At 72.0% G+C, this 19,813-nt stretch carries 17 protein-coding genes and 1 tRNA gene; 12 read left to right on the top strand and 6 right to left on the bottom strand.

Annotation, left to right across the window (positions count from 1 at the left end):
• Nucleotides 1-79 precede the first annotated feature (79 nt).
• The 5 genes from ACMXN5_RS40840 (at nucleotide 80) to ACMXN5_RS40820 (ending at nucleotide 6,129) form a co-directional block, all read left to right on the top strand.
• Complete coding sequence (locus tag ACMXN5_RS40840) at nucleotides 80-1,252, top strand: Gfo/Idh/MocA family protein (protein WP_439679945.1); 1,173 nt, start codon at nucleotides 80-82, stop codon at nucleotides 1,250-1,252.
• Nucleotides 1,249-2,421, top strand: coding sequence for a dihydrodipicolinate synthase family protein (locus ACMXN5_RS40835; protein ID WP_439679944.1), 1,173 nt, complete (start codon nucleotides 1,249-1,251; stop codon nucleotides 2,419-2,421). Before ACMXN5_RS40840 ends, ACMXN5_RS40835 begins: the two co-directional genes overlap by 4 nt.
• 146 nt (nucleotides 2,422-2,567) lie before the next feature.
• Nucleotides 2,568-3,416 (top strand): sugar phosphate isomerase/epimerase family protein, encoded by an 849-nt coding sequence (locus ACMXN5_RS40830; RefSeq protein WP_439681385.1) that lies wholly within the window; start codon nucleotides 2,568-2,570, stop codon nucleotides 3,414-3,416.
• A gap of 296 nt (nucleotides 3,417-3,712) precedes the next feature.
• A complete protein-coding gene (locus ACMXN5_RS40825; protein ID WP_439679943.1) occupies nucleotides 3,713-4,822 on the top strand; it encodes a glycerate kinase in 1,110 nt (369 codons plus the stop codon).
• A 149-nt stretch (nucleotides 4,823-4,971) separates the two neighbouring features.
• Nucleotides 4,972-6,129 carry a methyltransferase gene (locus tag ACMXN5_RS40820; protein ID WP_439679942.1) on the top strand — a complete coding sequence of 386 codons (1,158 nt, stop codon included), beginning with the start codon at nucleotides 4,972-4,974 and terminating at the stop codon, nucleotides 6,127-6,129.
• A 97-nt stretch (nucleotides 6,130-6,226) separates the two neighbouring features.
• On the opposite strand, the gene ACMXN5_RS40815 is transcribed toward ACMXN5_RS40820, so the two are convergent.
• On the bottom strand, nucleotides 6,227-6,802 hold the full coding sequence (locus ACMXN5_RS40815) for a MarR family winged helix-turn-helix transcriptional regulator (protein WP_439679941.1): 576 nt from the start codon (nucleotides 6,800-6,802) through the stop codon (nucleotides 6,227-6,229).
• Between the two features lie 68 nt (nucleotides 6,803-6,870).
• On the opposite strand from ACMXN5_RS40815, the gene ACMXN5_RS40810 reads away from it, so the two are divergent.
• From ACMXN5_RS40810 to ACMXN5_RS40800, 3 genes are all read left to right on the top strand, one after another.
• Nucleotides 6,871-8,133 (top strand): MFS transporter, encoded by a 1,263-nt coding sequence (locus ACMXN5_RS40810; RefSeq protein WP_439679940.1) that lies wholly within the window; start codon nucleotides 6,871-6,873, stop codon nucleotides 8,131-8,133.
• 83 nt (nucleotides 8,134-8,216) lie between these two features.
• Nucleotides 8,217-8,288, top strand: a tRNA-Pro gene (locus ACMXN5_RS40805).
• A 2-nt stretch (nucleotides 8,289-8,290) separates the two neighbouring features.
• On the top strand, nucleotides 8,291-10,591 hold the full coding sequence (locus tag ACMXN5_RS40800) for a hypothetical protein (RefSeq protein ID WP_439679939.1): 2,301 nt from the start codon (nucleotides 8,291-8,293) through the stop codon (nucleotides 10,589-10,591).
• A 16-nt stretch (nucleotides 10,592-10,607) separates the two neighbouring features.
• Here the strand turns inward: ACMXN5_RS40800 and ACMXN5_RS40795 are convergent, their stop codons facing one another.
• The gene (locus ACMXN5_RS40795; RefSeq protein ID WP_439679938.1) at nucleotides 10,608-11,291 is read right to left on the bottom strand and encodes a TetR/AcrR family transcriptional regulator; all 684 of its coding nucleotides are present in this window, start codon (nucleotides 11,289-11,291) and stop codon (nucleotides 10,608-10,610) included.
• Between the two features lie 211 nt (nucleotides 11,292-11,502).
• Between ACMXN5_RS40795 and ACMXN5_RS40790 the strand changes: the two genes are divergently transcribed.
• A complete protein-coding gene (locus ACMXN5_RS40790; protein WP_439679937.1) occupies nucleotides 11,503-12,927 on the top strand; it encodes an MFS transporter in 1,425 nt (474 codons plus the stop codon).
• A 16-nt stretch (nucleotides 12,928-12,943) separates the two neighbouring features.
• Here ACMXN5_RS40790 and ACMXN5_RS40785 read toward each other — a convergent pair whose 3' ends face one another.
• A complete protein-coding gene (locus ACMXN5_RS40785) occupies nucleotides 12,944-13,612 on the bottom strand; it encodes a tetratricopeptide repeat protein (protein WP_439679936.1) in 669 nt (222 codons plus the stop codon).
• Nucleotides 13,613-13,781: 169 nt separating this feature from the next.
• Here ACMXN5_RS40785 and ACMXN5_RS40780 point away from each other — a divergent pair, with 169 nt between their 5' ends.
• Nucleotides 13,782-13,940 carry a hypothetical protein gene (locus tag ACMXN5_RS40780; RefSeq protein ID WP_439679935.1) on the top strand — a complete coding sequence of 53 codons (159 nt, stop codon included), beginning with the start codon at nucleotides 13,782-13,784 and terminating at the stop codon, nucleotides 13,938-13,940.
• A 24-nt stretch (nucleotides 13,941-13,964) separates the two neighbouring features.
• Here the strand turns inward: ACMXN5_RS40780 and ACMXN5_RS40775 are convergent, their stop codons facing one another.
• The 3 genes from ACMXN5_RS40775 to ACMXN5_RS40765 form a co-directional block, all read right to left on the bottom strand.
• Nucleotides 13,965-15,020 (bottom strand): hypothetical protein, encoded by a 1,056-nt coding sequence (locus tag ACMXN5_RS40775; protein WP_439679934.1) that lies wholly within the window; start codon nucleotides 15,018-15,020, stop codon nucleotides 13,965-13,967.
• 354 nt (nucleotides 15,021-15,374) lie between these two features.
• The gene (lpdA, locus tag ACMXN5_RS40770) at nucleotides 15,375-16,781 is read right to left on the bottom strand and encodes a dihydrolipoyl dehydrogenase (RefSeq protein ID WP_439679933.1); all 1,407 of its coding nucleotides are present in this window, start codon (nucleotides 16,779-16,781) and stop codon (nucleotides 15,375-15,377) included.
• A gap of 110 nt (nucleotides 16,782-16,891) precedes the next feature.
• Nucleotides 16,892-17,578: a helix-turn-helix domain-containing protein gene (locus ACMXN5_RS40765; protein WP_439679932.1), complete on the bottom strand. Its 687-nt coding sequence runs from the start codon at nucleotides 17,576-17,578 to the stop codon at nucleotides 16,892-16,894.
• Nucleotides 17,579-17,791: 213 nt separating this feature from the next.
• Here ACMXN5_RS40765 and ACMXN5_RS40760 point away from each other — a divergent pair, with 213 nt between their 5' ends.
• A complete protein-coding gene (locus ACMXN5_RS40760) occupies nucleotides 17,792-19,225 on the top strand; it encodes a pyridoxal phosphate-dependent decarboxylase family protein (protein ID WP_439679931.1) in 1,434 nt (477 codons plus the stop codon).
• Nucleotides 19,226-19,533: 308 nt separating this feature from the next.
• The gene (locus ACMXN5_RS40755; RefSeq protein ID WP_439679930.1) at nucleotides 19,534-19,788 is read left to right on the top strand and encodes an acyl carrier protein; all 255 of its coding nucleotides are present in this window, start codon (nucleotides 19,534-19,536) and stop codon (nucleotides 19,786-19,788) included.
• Nucleotides 19,789-19,813 lie beyond the last annotated feature (25 nt).

Genomic DNA, 19,813 nt, shown 5'->3' with positions numbered 1-19,813 from the left:
TTGACCTTGGCGGCCCCGCGCTCTAGCTTACGGGAAAGCGCTTTCCCACTCCCGTCCACCCGCCTATCGAGAGGCCCCCATGACCACCACCCACACCCTCGGCGTCGTGATGAACGGCGTCACCGGCCGCATGGGCTACCGCCAGCACCTGGTCCGCTCGATCCTGGCCATCCGCGAGCAGGGCGGCGTGGCGCTGGCCGACGGGTCGCGGGTCGTGCTCGAGCCGGTGCTGGTCGGGCGTGACGCGGACAAGCTGCGCGCGATGGCCGACCGGCACGGCATCGCCGCCTGGACGACCAACCTGGACACCGCGCTCGCCGACCCCGCGAACACGATCTACTTCGACGCGCAGGTGACCACGGCGCGCGAGAAGGCGATCCACGCGGCGATCGCGGCGGGCAAGCACATTTACACCGAGAAGCCGACCGCCGAGACCCTGACCGGCGCGCTGGACCTGGCCCGGGCCGCCGACGCCGCCGGGGTCAAGCACGGCGTGGTGCAGGACAAGCTGTTCCTGCCCGGACTGCTCAAGCTCCGCCGGTTGATCCAGGGCGGCTTCTTCGGCCGAATCCTGTCCGTGCGCGGCGAGTTCGGCTACTGGGTGTTCGAGGGCGACTGGCAGGCCGCACAGCGGCCGAGCTGGAACTACCGGGCCGAGGACGGCGGCGGCATCGTCGTGGACATGTTCTGCCACTGGTCGTACGTCCTGGAGAACCTGTTCGGCCGGGTCGAGGCGGTCACCGCCAAGGCCGTCACGCACATCCCCACCCGCTGGGACGAGCAGGGCCGGGAATACCCGGCGACCGCCGACGACGCGGCCTACGGCATCTTCGAACTCGCGGGCGGGGTGGTCGCGCAGATCAACTCGTCGTGGGCGGTGCGGGTGAACCGGGACGAACTGGTGGAGTTCCAGGTCGACGGCACCGAGGGCAGCGCCGTCGCCGGGCTGCGTCGATGCCGCGTCCAGCACCGCTCGGCGACGCCGACTCCGGTGTGGAACCCGGACCTTCCGGTCACCGAGTCCTTCCGGGACCAGTGGCAGGAGATCCCCGACAACGCGGGCGACAGCGGCTTCGACAACGGATTCAAGGTCCAGTGGGAGGACTTCGTCCGGCACGTGGTGGACGACGCGCCGTTCGCGTTCGACTTCCTCGCCGGCGCGCGGGGCGTACAGCTGGCCGAGTGCGGCCTGCGCTCCTCGGCCGAGGGCCGTCGGATCGAGCTCCCCGTGCTCGACGGGAAGTCCGCATGACCGCCCGCCTGTTGCTGCCCACGACGACGGGCACGGTCGAGCCGTACGAACTCACCGGCGTACACCTGGGCGCGGCTCCCGGGGGCCCGGCCTTCCGCGAACGCACCGCGTACGCCGCCGCGCACGTGGTGGCCGACCCGCTCGCCGACAACACCCCGGGCCGGCCGGCGGCACCCGACTGGGACGCCACGCTCGCCTTCCGGCGCCACCTGTGGTCGCACGGCTTCGCCGTCGCCGACGCGATGGACACCGCGCAGCGCAACATGGGCCTGGACTGGGCGGCCACCGCCGAGTTGATCCGCCGCAGCGCCGCCGAGGCGGCCACGATCGGCGACCCGTACGCGCTGATCGCCTGCGGCGCGGGCACGGACCACGCCGGCGTCGGACTGACCGTGGATCAGGTGATCGCCGCCTACACGGAACAGATCGCGGTGGTCGAGGAATCGGGCGCCAAGGTCGTGCTGATGGCGAGCCGGCAACTGGCCGCGGTGGCGCAGGGGCCGGAGGACTATCGGCGGGTGTACGACGCGCTGTTGCGGCAGGTGCGGCGGCCGGTGGTACTGCACTGGTTGGGCGAGGTGTTCGACCCGGCGCTGGCCGGCTACTGGGGCTCCGCCGATGTCGACGCGGCGACGGAGACGTTCCTGGACCTGGTGCGCGAGCACGCGGATCGGGTCGACGGGGTCAAGGTCTCGCTGCTCGACCGTGACCACGAGGTTCGGCTGCGCGCGCAACTCCCCGCCGGGGTACGCCTGTACACCGGGGACGACTTCCACTACCCGGAGCTGATCCGGGGCGACGGGCGGCACTTCAGCCACGCCCTGCTCGGCATCTTCGACGCGATCGCCCCGGTCGCGGCGGGCGCGCTGCGGGCGTTGGACGCCGGTGACACGGATCGGTACGAGGCCCTGATGGCGCCGACGGTGCCGCTGTCCCGGCATCTGTTCGCGGCGCCGACCTACCACTACAAGACCGGCATCGTCTTCCTGGCCTGGCTGACCGGCCGCCAGTCCGCGTTCACGATGGTGGCGGGCGCACAATCGGCCCGCTCCGTACCGCACTTGGCCGAGGCCTTCCGACTGGCCGACGCGGCGGGCCTGTTCCCGGATCCGGAGTTGGCGGCGTCCCGGATGCGGGCGCTGTTGACGGTGGCGGGGGTGGCGTCGTGAGGGCGAACGAGGCGACGGGTTCGGAGGCACAGGACGTGACGGCGGCGGCAGCGGTACCCGCATCCGAGGCCGCAACGGCCTCGGATGCACGCCAACCCGCCCCCGACCCGACGGCGGTGGACGTCCCGAGCGGGCGACCCGCCGGCGTGCCCACGCCCGCGGTCGGCGACGCGCGGTTGGCGCGGCTTGCGCTGAACCAGTGGACGACGCGGGAGTGGTCGCTGCGCGAGGCGGTCGAGGGGTGTGCGCGGGCGGGCCTGCCGGCGATCGGGTTGTGGCGGGACAAGGTCGCCGACGCGGGGCTCGCCGAGTCGGCGAAGCTCGTGCGCGAGGCCGGGTTGCGCGTCTCGTCGTTGTGCCGAGGCGGGTTCCTGACCGCGCGCGAACCGGCCGCGTGGGCCAAGGCGATCGCGGACAACCGTCGCGCGATCGAGGAGGCCGCGGCGTTGGAGGCGGCCTGTCTGGTCCTGGTCGTCGGCGGACTGCCCGCTGACGACCGGGACTTGCCGGGGGCGCGGGAGCGGGTCGCCGAGGCGCTGGCCGAACTCGCGCCGTACGCCGGGGAGCACGGGGTTCGGCTCGCGTTGGAGCCGCTGCACCCGATGTACTGCGCGGACCGCGCGGTACTCTCCACTCTGGACCAGGCACTGGACCTGGCCGAGCCGCATCCGGTCGAGCAGGTCGGTGTGGTCGTGGACGCGTTCCACGTGTGGTGGGACCCGTACCTCCCGGCGGCCATCCGCCGGGCCGGCGCGCGGATCGCCTCGTTCCAGATCTGCGACTGGGTGCTCCCGCTGCCCGCGGACACCCTCCTCGCCCGAGGCATGATGGGCGACGGCACGATCGACTTCCGCGCGATGGCGACGATGGTCGAGGCGGCCGGCTACCGAGGCGACATCGAGGTGGAGATCTTCAACGCCGACGTCTGGTCCGCCGACCCGAACGCGGTCCTGGCCACCCTGAAACGCCGATACGTGACGGAACTCCTGGGCTGAGCCCGCGAGTCGCCTCCGGCCCGGCTGCTCGGGGCGGCCGTCCACCATCCGGCCGCCCCGAGCCGGCATCGGTTTCACTACACGGGTGCCGGCAAGTGCGTCCGACCGGGCCCCGTCGAATCCGGCCGAGCGGCGCCGACACTGCTCCGTGCCGCCCGGTCGGACTCGCGGAGGACCGGGTCGGCGCAGCGGACGTGGGAGGGTGCCTTCCCCGTGTACCTCGCCTCCCCAGGCGTGCCCGGGGCCGGCCCGGCATACGTCCGGCCGACTCTCACCGATACGAAAGTGGATCCATCATGCGCATCGTGCTTGCTCCCGACTCGTTCAAGGGGACCGTTGAGGCTTCGGTGGTGGCCGAGGTTTGGGCGGAGGGGTGGTTGCGGGGGCGGCCGGGGGACGAGGTGGTGTCGGTGCCGTTGGCGGATGGGGGTGAGGGCACGCTCGATGCGGTGGCGCGGGCCGTGCCGGGGGCCGTGCGGGTGCCGGTGGGGCCGGTGCCCGGGCCCGATGGGCGGCCCGTGGACGGCGTGTGGTTGCGGTTGCCGGACGGTACGGGCGTGGTCGAACTCGCCGCCGTGTCGGGGCTGCCGCTGATGGCCGCGCCCGATCCGACCGGGGCGCATACCGCCGGCCTCGGCGTCGTCGTCGGCGCGGCGCTGCGGGCCGGCGTGTCCGCCCTGGTGGTCGCGGTGGGCGGTTCGGCCTCAACCGACGGCGGCACCGGCGCCCTGGCCGCGCTCGGTGCCCGCTTCCTCGACCACGACGGCCGGGAACTTCCGTACGGCGGCGGCCCCTTGGCTCGTCTGGCCGGCATCGACACGAGCGGGCTCGCGGCGCCTCCCCCCTGCGGCGTACAGATCCTCACCGACGTCACCAATCCCCTGCTCGGCCCGACCGGCGCGGCGGCCGTCTTCGGCCCGCAGAAGGGCGCGACCCCGGACCACGTCGCGGCCCTGGACGCCGCCCTCGCCCGCCTGGCCGTCCTCCTCGGCGGCAGCCCGACCGCCCCCGGCGCCGGCGCGGCAGGCGGTACCGCGTACGGCCTCGCCGCCGCCTGGAACGCCTCGATCGTGCCCGGCGCCCTCCGCGTCGCCGAGCTCGCGGGCCTGCCGGACGCCCTCGTCGGCGCCGACCTCGTGATCACCGGCGAGGGCCGCTTCGACGCCACCTCCGCGCAGGGCAAGGTGGTCGGCACGGTCCTCGACCTGGCCCACCACGGCGCCGGCGTCCCCGTGGCCCTGATCGCCGGCTCGATCGCCGCCCCGCTACCCCCGGGTGTGCGGACCGCCGCCGACCTGACCGCCCTGTCCGGCTCCCCCGCCGAGGCCCGAACCAACCCCGCCCACTGGCTCCGCGAGGCCGCCACGCGCCTGGCCGGCGAATTCCGCGCCACGTCCGCAACCTGACCGCCCCACGGCCGACTTCGGCGCGGCGGAGGTGGCGGTCGATCCAGCCGAGCGGTCCGCCGGCCGACCCCAGCCCCGGCCCCGACCCCGCCCGCGAGCCCGCCGCATGGCCCCGAGCAGCCGATGGGGGCGGCTAGGCTGAGGGGATAATGAATTGGTTTTCTGCGCCTTCGGGCGAGTTCGAGCTCGGCCGGTATCCCGAGGATCCCCGTGATCTGCTGCGCGCCTGGGATGCCGCCGACGAGTACGTACTGCGCCACCTCGCCGGCATCGACGACGCCGAACCGACGGATCTGTCCGGCTCCGTCGTGATCGTGGGCGACCGATGGGGCGCGCTGGCGACCGCGCTGGCCGAGTCCCGGCCGGTACAGATCAGCGACTCGTTCCTCGGCCAGGAGGCCACTCGGACGAACCTGGCGCGCAACGACGCCGACCCGAAGTGGGTGCGGCTGCTCTCCACGCAGGACGCGCCGCCGGAGCGGATCGACGTACTGATCGTCCGCGTCCCGAAGAATCTGGCCCTGCTGGAGGACCAGCTGCACCGGCTCGCGCCCGGGGTGCACGCCGACACCGTGGTGGTCGGCACCGGGATGACCACCGAGATCCATACGTCCACGCTCAAGCTGTTCGAGCGGATCATCGGCCCGACCCGGACCTCGCTCGCGGTGAAGAAGGCCCGGCTGATCTTCGCCACGCCCGACCCCGCGCTGCCGCGTACCCCGAGCCCGTGGCCGCACGGCTACACGCTGCCGGACGGCCTGGGCGCGGCGTCCGGGATCGTGACCGTCAACCACGCGGGCATCTTCTGCGCCGACCGGCTCGACATCGGTACCCGCTTCCTGCTGCGCAACCTGCCGCGTCGCGTCGGCCGCGACCGGGTGGTGGACCTGGGCTGCGGCAACGGCGTGGTGGGTACGGCGGCGATGCTGACCAATCCGCGCTCGGAGGTGTTGTTCGTCGACGAGTCGCACCAGGCGGTGGCGTCGGCGCGGGCCACCTTCGAGGCGAACCTCGGGACCGACGCGGGCGCCGAGTTCGTGGTGGGCGACGGGGTGACCGACGTGGCGCCCGAGAGTGTCGACCTGATCCTGAACAATCCGCCGTTCCACACCCACCGGGCCACCACCGAGGGCATCTCGTGGCGGATGTTCGCCGGTTCGCGCGCGGCGCTGCGCTCCGGCGGCGAACTGTGGGTGATCGGCAATCGGCATCTGGGCTATCACGTGAAGCTGCGCCGGTTGTTCGGCAACTGCGAGATCGTGGCGAGCGACCCGAAGTTCGTCGTGCTGCGGGCCGTGAAGAAGTAGGGGGCGAGGCCGTTCGGGGGGACACCGGGCCGGAGCCACCGCCCGACCCGGTCCCGCCCGTCCCGGACCGTTCCCAGGCCCCAGCCCCCGGCCCCACTCAGTCCTCGTTCTCCACCCGCAACAACATCCGCTTCAGCAGCGCGTTCAGTACATCCCGATCCGCCTCGTCGAGCGGCCCGACCATCGCCCGCTCGGCCCGGTCGAGCAGTTTCATCGCGGCCGTCCAGCGCTCCCGGCCGGTGTCGGTCAGTTCGACGTCGACCCGGCGGCGGTCCTCGGTGCCCCGGATGCGGCGGATCAGGCCGGCCTTCTCCAGCGTGTCCAGCCGCCCGGTGATGCCGGCCGGCGACACCATCAGCTCGCCGGCCAGTTCGGACGGCGTGGCCCGGTACGGCGCGCCGCGCGAGGACAGTCGGTGCAGCGTCTCGAACTCGAAGCCCTGGAGTCCCAGCTCGGCGAGCGTGCGTTCCTTGACCTGCCGCACGTGCCTGTTCAGCATCTGGATGCGGGTGACGATGCCCTCCACCCGCTCGTCGAAGGGCGCCTTGTCCCGCCAGCGCGCGATGTGCCGGTCGACCGAGTCGTCGGTCTCGGACGGCCTGGGCTCGCCGCGCTCGCCGCCCCGCGTCTGCCGATCCTGGTCCGATGTCCGGTCCCGACGCTCACCTTGCATTCGGTCATTATGCTATGCGGGTCGTTAATTTGCTGGCGAAAGATTCGCTGACGAATTATATTGCGGTCATGACGTCCTCGACCCGACGGCTGATCCTCGGCCGCTCCTTCGCGGCCTTCGCGACCGCGCTGATCCCGACCACGCTGACCCTGGCGCTCGTACACACCGGTTCCAACGGCGATCTGGGCCTGGTCCTGGCATGCGAGCTGATCCCGATGTTGCTGCTGCTACCGGTGGCCGGGGTGATGGCGGACCGCTTCCCTCCGCACCGGGTGGTACTGATCGCCGACCTCGTACGCGCCACCGCCCAGTTGGCGATCGGCGTCGAACTGCTCTCGGCCCCGCCCCGGATCGCCGACCTGGCCGTACTGTCCGCGCTCACCGGCGCCGCCGTCGCGTTCGGCACGTCGGCGATCCATACCCTGGTGGTGTCGGTGGTGCCCGAGCCGGAGCGGATGCGGACCAACTCCCGCCTCGGCGTGGTCCAGGGCCTGGCCCAGATGGCGGCACCCGCGGCCGCCGGCGGCCTGATGCTCGCGGTCGGCGCCGGCTGGTCCTCGCTGCTCACCGGTCTGCTGTTCGTCGGATCGGCCGCCACCTTCGGCGGCCTGCGTCCCGAACGGATCGTACGTCGGGCCGAACCGGGGCCGTTCCTGGGCGAGTTGCGGGCCGGGTGGGAGGAGACCAGGCGCCATCCCTGGTTCCTGGCGAGCGTGATCACGCACGGCGTCTGGCACCTGGCGGCCGGCTTTCTGCTCACCCTCGGGCCGATCATCGCCGTGGACCGGCTCGGCGGCGACCGGTCCTGGGTGATCATCGCCCAAGTCGGCACCGTGGGGCTGCTGTTCGGCGTGTGGGTCTCCTCCCGTCTGCCGATTCGCCGTCCCCTGGTGGCCACCACGTTCGGCGCCGCGCTCTACGCCGTCCCGCTCACCACCCTGGCCCTGCACGCCCCGATGCCGGTCGTCGCGGCCGGCTACTTCGTCGCCATGCTCGGCCTCGGCGTCCTCAGCCCGCTGTGGGAGACCACGATGCAGCGCCGGATCCCGGCGGACGCGCTGGGCCGGGTCGGCTCGTTCGACGCGCTGATCTCCTTCGCGGCCCGGCCGCTCGGCCTGGCCGTGGCCGCTCCGGTCGCGGCGGCGATCGGCAGTACGACGCCGCTGCTGGTGGCCGCCGTACTCGTATTGGCCTCGAATCTGGCGCTGTTGCTGCTGCCGGACGTTCGGATGACCACGAACGCGGCGGAGGACGCGGCGAAAGACGCCGCGACGGACGCGCCCGTCGTGGCGGAGCCCGCGACCGAGTCCGCCCCCGCCAGGCAGGCCTGACCCACCCGGGGCGGACCGAGCCCCGCCGCAAATCCGATTGTTCCGCCCTCGTGTCCGCCTCTAGCCTGAACCCGCAACGACGACGGCGTGTAGCTCAGCAGTAGAGCACCGGGCTTGGGACCCGGAGGGCGCGGGGGCGGAACCCGCCATGCCGGCTATGAACGACAACGAAGAGCAGCGACAGGGGCCCGCGCCCGAGAGCGCCGACGGTACCTACATCGGCGGGCAACTGGCCCGAGCCCTCCGCACGGCCGCGACCCACGAGGACGCGGACACCCGCCGCCGTGCCGAACTCCGGCTCGGGCGTTGGCGCCAAGTGCTGCACGGCCTGCGCGACGGGTCGTTGCGGATCGGCTCGCGCACGCCCGTCGCCGGGTTCCCGGCCTGGGTGACGCCCGAGGTGGTCCGCGGCGGATTCGCCACAGGGGCGGCGAGCGCCGGCGGCCCGCCGCTGCCGCACGAGGTCGAACTCGCGCGCCGTGTGGGCGTACCGGCCGATCGGCGCGCCCTGTTCGAGTATCACCTGAGCGATGCGGGTCTGGCCGAACTCACCGCGATGCTCGACAGCGGGCACTACGAGGTGACCGTGCCGGAGGAGGCCGCGCTGCTCGCGGTGGCCTGGCTGGCCCGAGCGGGCGAGCGGGCCGCGGCGCTCGAACTCCTGGAGGCGATCGCGCCGTTCGCGGACCGTCTGCGCTTCGCGCCGCGCCCGACGTCCGCCCCCGCGCCCGACCCCTCGACGGCGTACCGGCGTACGGTCGGCGAGGCCCGCGCCGAGGTGGCTGGGCGGCGGCCGAAGCGCGCGATCGAGGCGATGCGCGAGGCCCTTGCCGTCTGGAACCCGTTCGCGGACGAACTGCTCACGCTCTGGCTGGACGTCACCGATGTCGACACCGGCCATGTGCTCACCCGCGACCCGGATCCGGACTGGCGGCGGCGCGGACGCGAACTGCTGGACCGGTACGAGGTGTTGGCGGCCGAGCATAGCCTGTGCGGCAAGCACCGCGACCCGAAGCAGAATCAGAGCATCCTGCGCACCGCTCTCGCGGATGTCCTCGCCGAACGCCCGCTCGACGCGCGCCGGCTCGGACTGGTCCGGCACACGATCGTGTCGATGGTGGGTCGGCGCGGTATCCCCGGATCGGCCGAGCACACACGGCTGCGCGAGTGGCAGGCGGACGATGCGAGGCGGCCGATGCACCACGAGTCGGCCCGCGTGGTGGTGCGGCGGTTGGGCGACCTGCCGCAGGATGCCGGGACGACCGACACCGGCGCGCTGCTCGGGCCGATCACGACGGCCGAGCAGGAGGCGACCGGTGTGCCGGCGCACGCGGAGATCCCGGTGGCGATCCGGCGGTTGGTCGAGCGGGCGCTGAGCGCGCCGATCGGGACGCTGATCGAGCGCGGCGTCGTGCCGTCGGCCGAGGTACTGGCCGAGCTGGTACCGCAGTTGGTCGCCTCGACGACGGCACAGGCGTACCCCGATGCCTCGTTGCGGGCGCTGATGAGCGCGCACCACCGGGCGTTCGGCAATCGTCGCTCGTTGTTGCTGGTGGATCTGCAACACCAGGTCCGGGCCGAGGAACTGCCGTGGGTGGCCGCGGTGTCCGGTCGGCGCGAGCGCGACATCGAGGCCCGGGAGCAGGCCCGGACGGTGTTGACCCGCATCGGCGAGCTGGCGCTGACCGGCTTCCCGGCGACGATCCTGCCCAACCCGATGATCGCCCAGCTGTCCGCGCTCACCGCCGGCGCGGGGGTGCGGGTGCCGTGGGTGGAGGAGTTGGCGGCGGACATCTTCATGGGCCGGTTCTCCCGGAAGTTCCTGGGCGCGGCGGTGCTGGCCCGCGGGATCCTGGAAGGGTCGTTGTACGAGCGGTACTTCGACATCGACTACGCCGCGGTGGCGGAGTGGGTGAACGGGGACCCGGACTGGCGTGCCTACTCCGACGCGTCGCTCACCCGGTTCGGCGAGATGTGCCGAGCGCGGGGCGGGGTCGGGACGGGGTGGTCCGTGGCTTCGAACGGCGTGGTGCTCGAGCATGCGCAGATCCTGACCACGCACAACCTGGCGGCACTCGCCGGACCGGTCGGGGTCGAGCCGAACTGGGCCGACCTGGCCCGGCGTTCGTTCACCGCGGTGTGCCGGTTGACGGCGCGCACGCAGGGCAACCCGCGGCCGCTGGGCATGGTGAAGGACGCGGCGTACGCGTGGCGGCAGATGGTGTTCCACCTGTCGCTGTGCGGCGAGGCGGAGCGGGCCGAGGTGGAATCCTGGTTCGACGACGAGAGCGCCCGGTATCCCGACCACGTGGGCCGACGGCTGGCACCGGCGGTGTTCGGGCTGCGCGCAGTCGCCGCCGGCGCGCGCTTCAACGCCGGTGGCACGCTCGACAACGGCGCGGGCCGACGGCTGGTGGGGTGGACGACGAGCCGGCATTGGTTGTTGGAGTCGCGGTAGAGGCGTGGGCCGGCTCCTACAGGTCCGGCCATCCTTGGCACAGGTGGGTGAACACGACGTCCAGCGCCCGGCGGGGGTCGGGTTCCCCGCCGGCCAGGTCGGGGGTCTCCAGCACGTAGCGGGCCAGGACGCGCAGCGACAGGTCGGCGGGGTCGCGGCCGGTCTCCTCGGCGATCACCCGGGCCAGGGCCGCCTCGCAGCCGATCCACAACGATCTGGCGTACGCGCGCAACGCCGGGGTGGCCACCACGAGTTCGGCCCGACGGCGGAACTCGGGATCCGGGTCGGGACGGAACGGCCCCCGCCGGGTCAGGAACGTGTGTAGGGCGGTCAGGATCGAGCTGCCTTCGGGGCGTTCGCGGACCGCCGCGAGCAGGGCCGCCTCGCGCTCGTCGCCGTCGTGCAGGATCAACGCTTCCTTGCCGCCGGGGAAGTGCGCGAAGAGCGTGGTCACGGCGGTGTCCGCGGCCTCGGCAATCTCGGCGACGGTCACCTCGGTGAAGCCGCGCTCCAGGAACAGACGTAGCGCGGCGTCGGAGAGGGCCTTGCGGGTGGCGGCCTTCTTGCGCTCGCGGCGGCCGAGAGGCTCGGAGGGGGCGGGCGTCGCGGCGGCGGCCGGTGCGGGTCGCGCCTTCGCCGCGGGTTGCCGGCGGCGGCTCGCGGGAGGCTGCGCGGGTGTCTGCGGCCGGCTGTCAGTCATGGGGCGATCGTAGCAAAGTCGCAAGTACTACGGATCCATAATGATGATGTAGTCGTAGTGTCAATGATTTCATGGTGACTATGAATCCGTAGTGATTGCGGTTTTGTAGTGAGTGTGGTCCTCTGGAAGGGCGCTCGCCTCGCTCGCCCTGCTCGCCCGGCGGGCCCACCCCGTTCACGCCCCTTATGCCGACCTGCCTCCGGAGTCCGCCATGTCCGTCCTCACCGAACCCGCCCCGACGCCGACGCAGGCGTCACCCTCACGAACCGTCCTGTGGCTGATCCTCGGCCTCGTCCTGGTGGCCGACGCCCTGGACATGATCGACTCGACGGTGACCAACATCGCCGCGCCCACGATCGTGGACGACGTCGGCGGCGGCGAGACGCTGATCAAGTGGCTCGGCTCGGCGTACGCGCTGGCCATGGGTGTACTGCTGGTGGTCGGCGGTCGCCTGGGCGACAAGTTCGGTCAGCGCCGGTTGTTCCTGATCGGCATGATCGGCTTCACAGCGGCCTCGGCCGGCTGCGGACTGGCGCCGGATCCGGTGCTGCTCGTGGTCGCCCGGGTGGTCCAGGGCGCCTTCGGAGCGCTGCTTCTCCCGCAGGGCATGGCGATCATGACCAGGACGTTTCCGCGCGAGATGTTGGCCAAGGCGTTCAACCTGTTCGGCCCGCTGCTCGGCCTGGCCACCGTCGGTGGGCCGGTCCTGGCCGGGTTCGTCATCGACGCCGATGTGGCCGGGCTGTCCTGGCGGCCGATCTTCCTGGTCAACCTGATCCTGGGCGGTGTCGGCGTCGTCGCCGCGCTGCGCCTGCTCCCGCACGACGACGGGGATCGCTCGCTCACCGTGGACGGGCCCGGCGCCGGCTATCTGGGCGTGACCATGTTCGGCCTGATGTTCGGCCTCATCGAGGGATCCGCCAACGGCTGGGACGCCCTGCCGATCGGCTCCCTCGCGGTCGGCCTGGTCGCGCTGGCCCTGTTTGCGCGACGCCAGCGAACCGCCGCGAACCCGCTGATCAAGCCGTCGCTGTTGAGCAATCGCGGCTTCACGGCCGGTCTGATCGTCGGCCTGCTGTTCTTCGCCGTCACCAGCGGATCGACGTATGTCGTCTCGCTCTTCATGCAGCAGGCCCTGAACGCCGGCCCCCGCGACGCGGCCCTCGGCCTGCTGCCGCTGACCATCGGGATCATCATCGCCGCCGGCGCGTGCATGGCCCTCACCCGGCGACTCGGCCGCACACTCATCCTGATCGGCATGCTGATCACCCTGGTCGGCACCGGATGGCTGCTCGCCCTCGTCGTCGCGCACGGTACCGACCTGAGCCTGTGGGCCCTGGCCCCGGCGGTGCTGGTCACCGGCCTCGGGATGGGTACGTGCTTCGGCACCATCTTCGACATCGCCCTCGGCGACATCGCGCCCGACGAGGCGGGCAGCGCCGGCGGGGCGCTCACCGCGATCCAACAACTGGCCGCCGGCATCGGTTCGGCGACGGTGACCACGATCTACTTCCACGCCGGCGCGCCCGCGCACGCGATGACGGTCAGCCTGGTCACGGTGCTCGTGGTCACCGTGGTGTGCCTGCCGGCCGTGCTGCTGTTGCCCCGCAACGCACCTGCGGAACCGGCGAGTTGACGGCCGCGTCGCGGTGTCAGGCGGGCGGGATGGCCTCGGTCAGGGCGGCGCGGGACTCCTCGATCGAGGCGGTGATGCCCTTCGCGTCGGCCGCCTCGGCGAGGGCGCTCGCCTCCTCGATCAGCGCGAGGGCGTCGTCGCGGCGATCCTGGCCGGCGGCGATGTAGGCCAGGCCGACCAGGTTGGCCGCGACCCCGGCGGGGAAGTCGAGTTCGCGGCGCAGCCGGGTCGACCACTCCAACCGCTCCCGCGCCCGATCGAGCCGGCCGGCCCGGTGTTCGGCGATGCCCAGGTGCCGGAGCGCGTACGACATCGTCCGCCGGTCGTCGACGCCCGTGGCCAATTCCAGAGAACGTTCGAGGGCCGGCACCGCCGCGGCGTCGTCGTCCCGGATCACCTGGTGCAGCACGCCGATCCAGAACAGCGCCTCGCCCTCGCCGCGTTCGTCACCCAGATTCCGGTACAGCTCCGCGGCACGTTCGAACAGGGCCGACTCACGCGGATCCTCCCCGCCCGCCCGGCGCTCAAGAAAGCGAGCGTGCAGAACACGACCCCGAGCCAGAGCCAAGTCGGCCTCGACAGCGTCGAGTTCCTGATCGGCGGCGGGCAACGCGGCGGCTTCACCACCGAATACCGACCGCTCGTAGAACAACCTCGCCCGCTCGAAACGTTCGTCGACGCTCATCAAGTGCCCCCGGCATGCGCGGATCGGAAGCCGCGAGTCCAGTGGCGGGTGCGGCACGGCGGGAGGGCGCGGCCGTCGAGTCCCCCCGAAGCCGGTCACGATCGTCGCCGCCCTCGGCGCCACGTTCCTGACCCTCCTGTGGACGGTCCTGACCCTGACCACCGAAATCATGGGCACCACCATCCGCGGCGACGACCTGCCCGACGACTTCCCAAGCCGGGTGGGCGGCTGGGAAGCCGCCTCCTACTACATCTGCTACGCCCCGTTGATCCTTTGGGGCCCACTACTCGCGATCCTCACCATCGCCTACCACAACCGCCGAAAGTAACCCGAACACAAGCGGCGGTACATGTCAGTCGGCGTCCGGCCAAGCCCGGGCGGGGCCGGTCTTGGCCAGATACGCCTCGGTCTCGGCCCGGGTCAGCACCGCCTCCAGGGTGAGGTCGCCGGGCAGGGCCGGATAGAACCGGCCGGCGCTCCAAGTGCGGCCATATGTCGGCGGATCCAGCACCAACAGGCGCTCGCCGTCGACGAGCGGGATATCCGCGGGGCAGCCCTCGTTCCAGATCCACGAGCCGTCCGCCGCACACAGGTTGAACGCGCCGTTCGTCTGCAATTCCCCATCGAGCGCGGTATCCCGGGCCGCGGCCACCACCTCGGCCGAGGGCGCCTCACCGGCAATGTGGCCGCCTCCGACGAGGAGATGCGCCAGCAGCGTGTGCAGTTGAAAGTTGTCCCCGATCCGGCTCACCCGCATCCGGTATCCCGTCCCGGAGGGACGGTGCAGAACAACCAAGGGCTCGTCGTCGAACATCTTGAGCAGGTAGCGCAGGCACTTGAGGTCCGCATCCCCCTGTGCGGCCTTCTCGACCAGCCCAACCAACGTCCCGTCGGCCTGTACCGCCCGGCGTATCTCGGCGTGGAGAAGCACCGCGACACCGGCCATCTCCCACAGCGGCAACTGCGTCCACGCGGACACCGCCCCGAACTTCCGCCCGTCCATGCCACCGACCGCCGCGATCCGCTCCACCACCTCACCCAGCATCAGGTGGTCGCGTTCCGGCAATTCGCCCCCGACCGTCTCCTCCCACAAGGCCGGAAACGCCATCACGTCACGCATGGCCTCACCCACCCCGGCGAGGATCGGCCCCGAACATGCCTCCGGATCGGCCCCGTGCTCCACACAGGCCCCGACCATCACGGCAAGAATCCCCTCGGCCCCCATCGGAACCCGCGGCAACAACGCCGCCATCCGCGGCCCCGCCTCCACACAACTCGCCGGCTTCGCCCCTTGCACCGCGCCGCTCAACGCATGAAAGGCCTCATTGAGCAACACTTCATCCTGCTCCCCCAAGGCCCGCTCAAGCTGGTCAACCGCCTTGGACAAAGCACGCTCACGAAAGATCATGCACGCAACCTAGCCACCCCCACTGCCACTTCCCCCACAACAACCAACACCCGCAGCCGCGACCCCAGTCGATACAACGCAGCGGAGACGGAACAGGTTCTGTCGCGGTCGGCAACCGTGGTTTGCCTGCGGTGCAGGCGAACGGTCCCGATTCTTCAGGGAGTTCGCCCTCGTCATCGGGCTCAATGGCCCGGCCGGGTCAAAGGAGGCCGTCGATCGCGCCTGTGCGGGCGCGATCGACGGCCGGGGGCGATCCCGGAGGGATCCCGCAGTGGTCCGGATCGCCGTCGTGGAGGCTTCAGCGGGTGGCTCCGGCTTCGGGATCCGGCGTGGCGAGCCCGAAGGCACGCCTCGTCACATGTTGATCATGTGGCCGGCGAGGCCGTGGATGGCTTCCTTGACGGCTTCGCCGAGGGTCGGGTGGGCGTGGACGTTGCGGGCCACCTCGTGGACGGTGAGGTCCCACTGTTGGGCCAGGGTGAGTTCGGGGAGGAGTTCGGTGACCTCGGGGCCGATCAGGTGGGCGCCCAGGAGTTCGCCGTGGGTGCGGTCGCTGATCACCTTGACGAAGCCGACCGGGTCGCCCAGGCCGTGCGCCTTGCCGTTGGCCGTGAACGGGAACTTGGCGACCTGTACGTCGAAGCCCTTCTCCCGCGCCTGCGCCTCCGTCCAGCCGAAGCTGGCGATCTGCGGCTGGCAGTAGGTGGCGCGCGGGATCATCGGGAAGTCGAGTTCCATCGTCTCGGCGCCCGCGATCGTCTCGGCGGCGATGACCGCCATCGACTCGGCCGCGTGCGCGAGCATCAGCTTCGCGGTGACGTCGCCGATCGCGTAGATGTGCGGGACGTTGGTCCGGCCGCGGCCGTCCACGTCGATCGCGCCGCGCTCGGTGAGGGCGACGCCGGTGTTCTCCAGGCCGTATCCGCTCACGCGCGGCGCGAAGCCGATCGCCTGCAGGACCTTGTCCGCCTCCAGTACCTGCTGCTGCCCGTCGCGGGTCACGGTGACCCGGACCTTGGCGTTCGGGTCGCTGTCGTCGATCGACTCGACCCGCGTGGAGGTCAGGATCTCGATGCCCAACCGCCGGTAGCGCTTGGCGAGTTCGGTGGAGACGTCGACGTCCTCGAGCGGCACGACCCGGTCGAGGAACTCGACGATGGTCACCTTCACGCCGTAGTTGTGCAGGACGTACGCGAACTCCACGCCGATCGCGCCGGCGCCCGCGATGATGATGCTCTCCGGCAGTCGGTCGGTGAGGATCTGCTCCTCATAGGTGACCACACGCTCGCTGAGCGAGGTGCCCGGCAGCAGCCGGGTGGTGGCGCCGGCCGCGATGACGCAGTGGTCGAAGGTGACGGTCTGGACGCCGCCCGCGGTGAGCGACACGTCCAGGGTGTGCGTGTCGACGAACGTGCCGAGCCCGTCGAACTCGGTGATGCCGTTCTTCTTCATCAGGTAGTGCACGCCGTTGACCCGGCCGTCGGCCACCTTGCGGCTGCGCTTGAACGCGGCCTCGTAGTCGAACGTGACCGAGCCCTCGACACGGATCCCGAAGGTCTTGGCCTCCTGCGTGAAGATGTGCGCCAGCTCCGCGTTGCGCAGCAGCGCCTTGGACGGGATGCAGCCGACGTTCAGGCAGACACCTCCCCAGTACTTCTGCTCGACGACCGCGACGCGCAGTCCGAGCTGTGCGCTGCGAACCGCCGCGGTGTATCCGCCGGGACCGGCACCCAGGACGACGACGTCAAAGTGATTGCTCATGATCCATACGATATGCGGCCGGCGTCGGGCCCGGGACGGCCGGGGCGCCCTCGCGGGCACGTGTTCCGGACGCCCCGGCGGACGCCGCCGCACCCGCCTCGCCGCGCCCGCTACGCCTCCCCCGCCGGCGGTCGCACCCGCCGCCCCGTCATGCGCTCGGCGCGGATCCGGATGCACACGTCGCGGCGCCCGGCCGGCCACGGGCCCTCGTCCGCGCCCGGCACGTCGGCGGGGTCGTCGTCGGGCTCCGCCGTGCCCCGGATCAGGACGCTCCAGCCGATCCGCGCCGCGTCGACGATGTCGTCCACCTCGAACAGCACCGGGCCCGCGACGCGGGCCAGGGACGAGTCGGCGGCGGTACAGAACACCACGTCGCGGCCGAGCAGCACGTAGTTGACCGGCAGTACGAACGGATCGGGCGCATCCAGCACGGCCACCCGGCCGACCAGTTGCAGGGCGACCCGGGCCAGACACTCCTCCTCCGTCATCACCACCAGCTCCCGCTCCGGGGCCGGCTCCCGACCCGGCGGCGCGGGCGCGAGCCGATGCGTGAAGGCCGCGGACGAGGGGGCCAGCAGGTCGTCGACGGTGGTTTCGAGCGCGTCGGCGAGTCGGGACAGGGCCGGCGCCGACGGCGCGGTCGAACCGGACTCGACGGAGTGCACCCACCCGCCGGGCAGCCCCGTACGGCGGGCGATGTCCGGTACGGACAACCCGAGTTCGCGTCGCCGGGCGGCCACCCGCCCGGGCAACGCGTCGGTGGATGGACGGACGGTACCCGCAGTCTCCTCGGTCATCACCCCAGCCCACTCCCCACGACCCGGTTCGACCGGGCATTGCGCCGATCGGCGGCGCGCCCCCTCGGGAGGGGGCCGAACACCGCGCGTCGATCCCTACAGACATCCCGCACCCGCCGCGCTACCGTGCCCGAACCCCCGGTCGAAGCGCGTGGGAACACCGCCGGATCGGGTCGTGATCGGTCGCATCGAGGGAACGATCGGGAGGCACGAATGGGCACATTCGCGGACGGGCGGCCGGCGGCCGAGGTACTGGCGGAGTTGACCACACTGCACGCCGGGGACGAGCCCGGGCGCGGGCGGCCCGGGGTGGCCAATACCTTCGACTCGGGTTCGGCCTCGGTCGAGGATGTCGCGGTCCGCGCGTTCGAGCTGTATCTGCACGTCAACGGCCTGTACCCGACCTCCTTCCCGAGCGTGGCCACGCTGGAGCACGAGGTCGTCGCGATCGTCGGCGAGCAGCTGCACGCCCCGCCGGGCGCCGCCGGGAGCTGGACCAGCGGCGGCACCGAGAGCTGCCTGCTCGCGGCGAAGGCGGCCCGGGACGCGCGCCCCGACGTGGGCCGCCCGCGCATCGTGTTCGCCCGCTCGGCGCACGCGGCCTGGGCCAAGGCGGCCGGATACTTCGGCCTCGACCCCGTCATCGTGGACATCGACCCCGTCACGATGACCGCCGACGTCGCCGCGATCGAGCGGGCGATCGACGACGACACCGTCCTGGTGGTCGCCTCGGCGCCCTCCTACGGCCACGGCGTCGTCGACCCCATCCCCGAGATCGCCGCGATCTGCGCCCGGCGCGGCGTGCGCTGCCACGTGGACGCGTGCATCGGCGGCTGGGTGCTGCCGTTCGCCGAACAGCTCGGACACCCCGTCCCGGCCTGGGACTTCCGCGTCCCCGGCGTGGACTCGATCTCGGTGGACCTGCACAAGTACGGCTACACGCCCAAGGGTTGCTCGATCCTGCTGTACCGCACCGCGGCGCTACGCCGGACCCAGTACTTCGTCGGGTCCGCCTGGACCGGCTATCCGGTGGTCAATCCCACCATGCAGAGTTCGAAGTCGGGCGGACTGATCGCCGCCGCGTGGGCGGTGCTGCGCCACCTCGGGGCGGACGGGTACCGGGAGTTGGTCACCCGCACACTGACCGCCACCCGCGAACTGGTCGACGGCGTCAGGGAGATCCCGGAACTCCGTGTCCTGGGCACCCCCGCCGCCAGCCTGGTCGCGGTGACCACGAACGGCGTCGACTTCTTCGCCTTCCTGGACGAACTGGAGCGCCTGGGTTGGGCCGTGCAGCCCCAGCTGTCGCAGCCGAACGTACCGCCGACGATCCATCTGACCATGACCGCGACCCACGGCCCCCATGTCCCGGATCTGCTCCACGCGCTCCGCACCGCCGCCCGCACCGCGGCCGGCCGCGAACCGCTGCCCACCACCGAGCAGTTGCGCGCGGTCGACCGGCTCACCGCGCTCGCCGCCGCCGACGGCGGGGTGTCGCCCGACGCGCTGACCGAACTCATGGTCGAGACCGGCCTGTTGACCGACGGCCGGTTCGCCCCGGTACACGCGCTCCTGGACCACCTGCCGCCCGCGCTGCGCGAGGCCGTGTTACTCGCCTTCTTCGAGGGCCTCAACCCGCCCCTGTAGGCCCGGCCCGGCACCCGGCGCGGCACCCGCGCGCCACGCCCGGCCGAACCGCCCCCGGCCTGGTCGTCACGGCGATTCGCCATGCTTCGCCACCCGCGCCGCACCGATTGTGTCCTACCGCCGGAACGTGGGCGCCGACTAGCGTTTCCCCCGGTACGACAGGGGCCGATGCCGTCGATCGGCGGCCTCGGGCCCCGGTCGACGGGCCGGCCCGGAACATCCTCGCCGTCGGCCGCCACGCCCGTGTCCGTGTACCGCCCCCTCTCCCCCGTCCGGGACGCATCCATGACCCGCCAAGGAGCCACGCCATGTCCGTGAACGCCGCTCTTCTGGAGGAGATCGTCGATCAGACCGCCCGACTCATCTCCCTCGACGTGACCCGGATCGACCCCGACGACACCTTCGCCGAACTGGGCGTGGACGCGACCCTCGCGGTCGAGTTCGCGGACGTGCTCGGCAAGCGGTACGGCATCTCCGTCGCGCCGGCGGCGATCCTGGCGCGGGTCACGCCCAGCGGCCTGGCCGAGTTCGTCGACCAGGTGCGCGCGGGCGGTACGGCCTGATCGCGGAGCGCGCGACCGGCGATCA

Origin of the sequence: Embleya australiensis, assembly GCF_051903075.1 — a bacterium.
Classification (GTDB): Bacteria; Actinomycetota; Actinomycetes; order Streptomycetales; family Streptomycetaceae; genus Embleya.
Note: the sequence above shows the minus strand (reverse complement) of the source record. Positions and strands in the feature narration are given on the sequence as shown.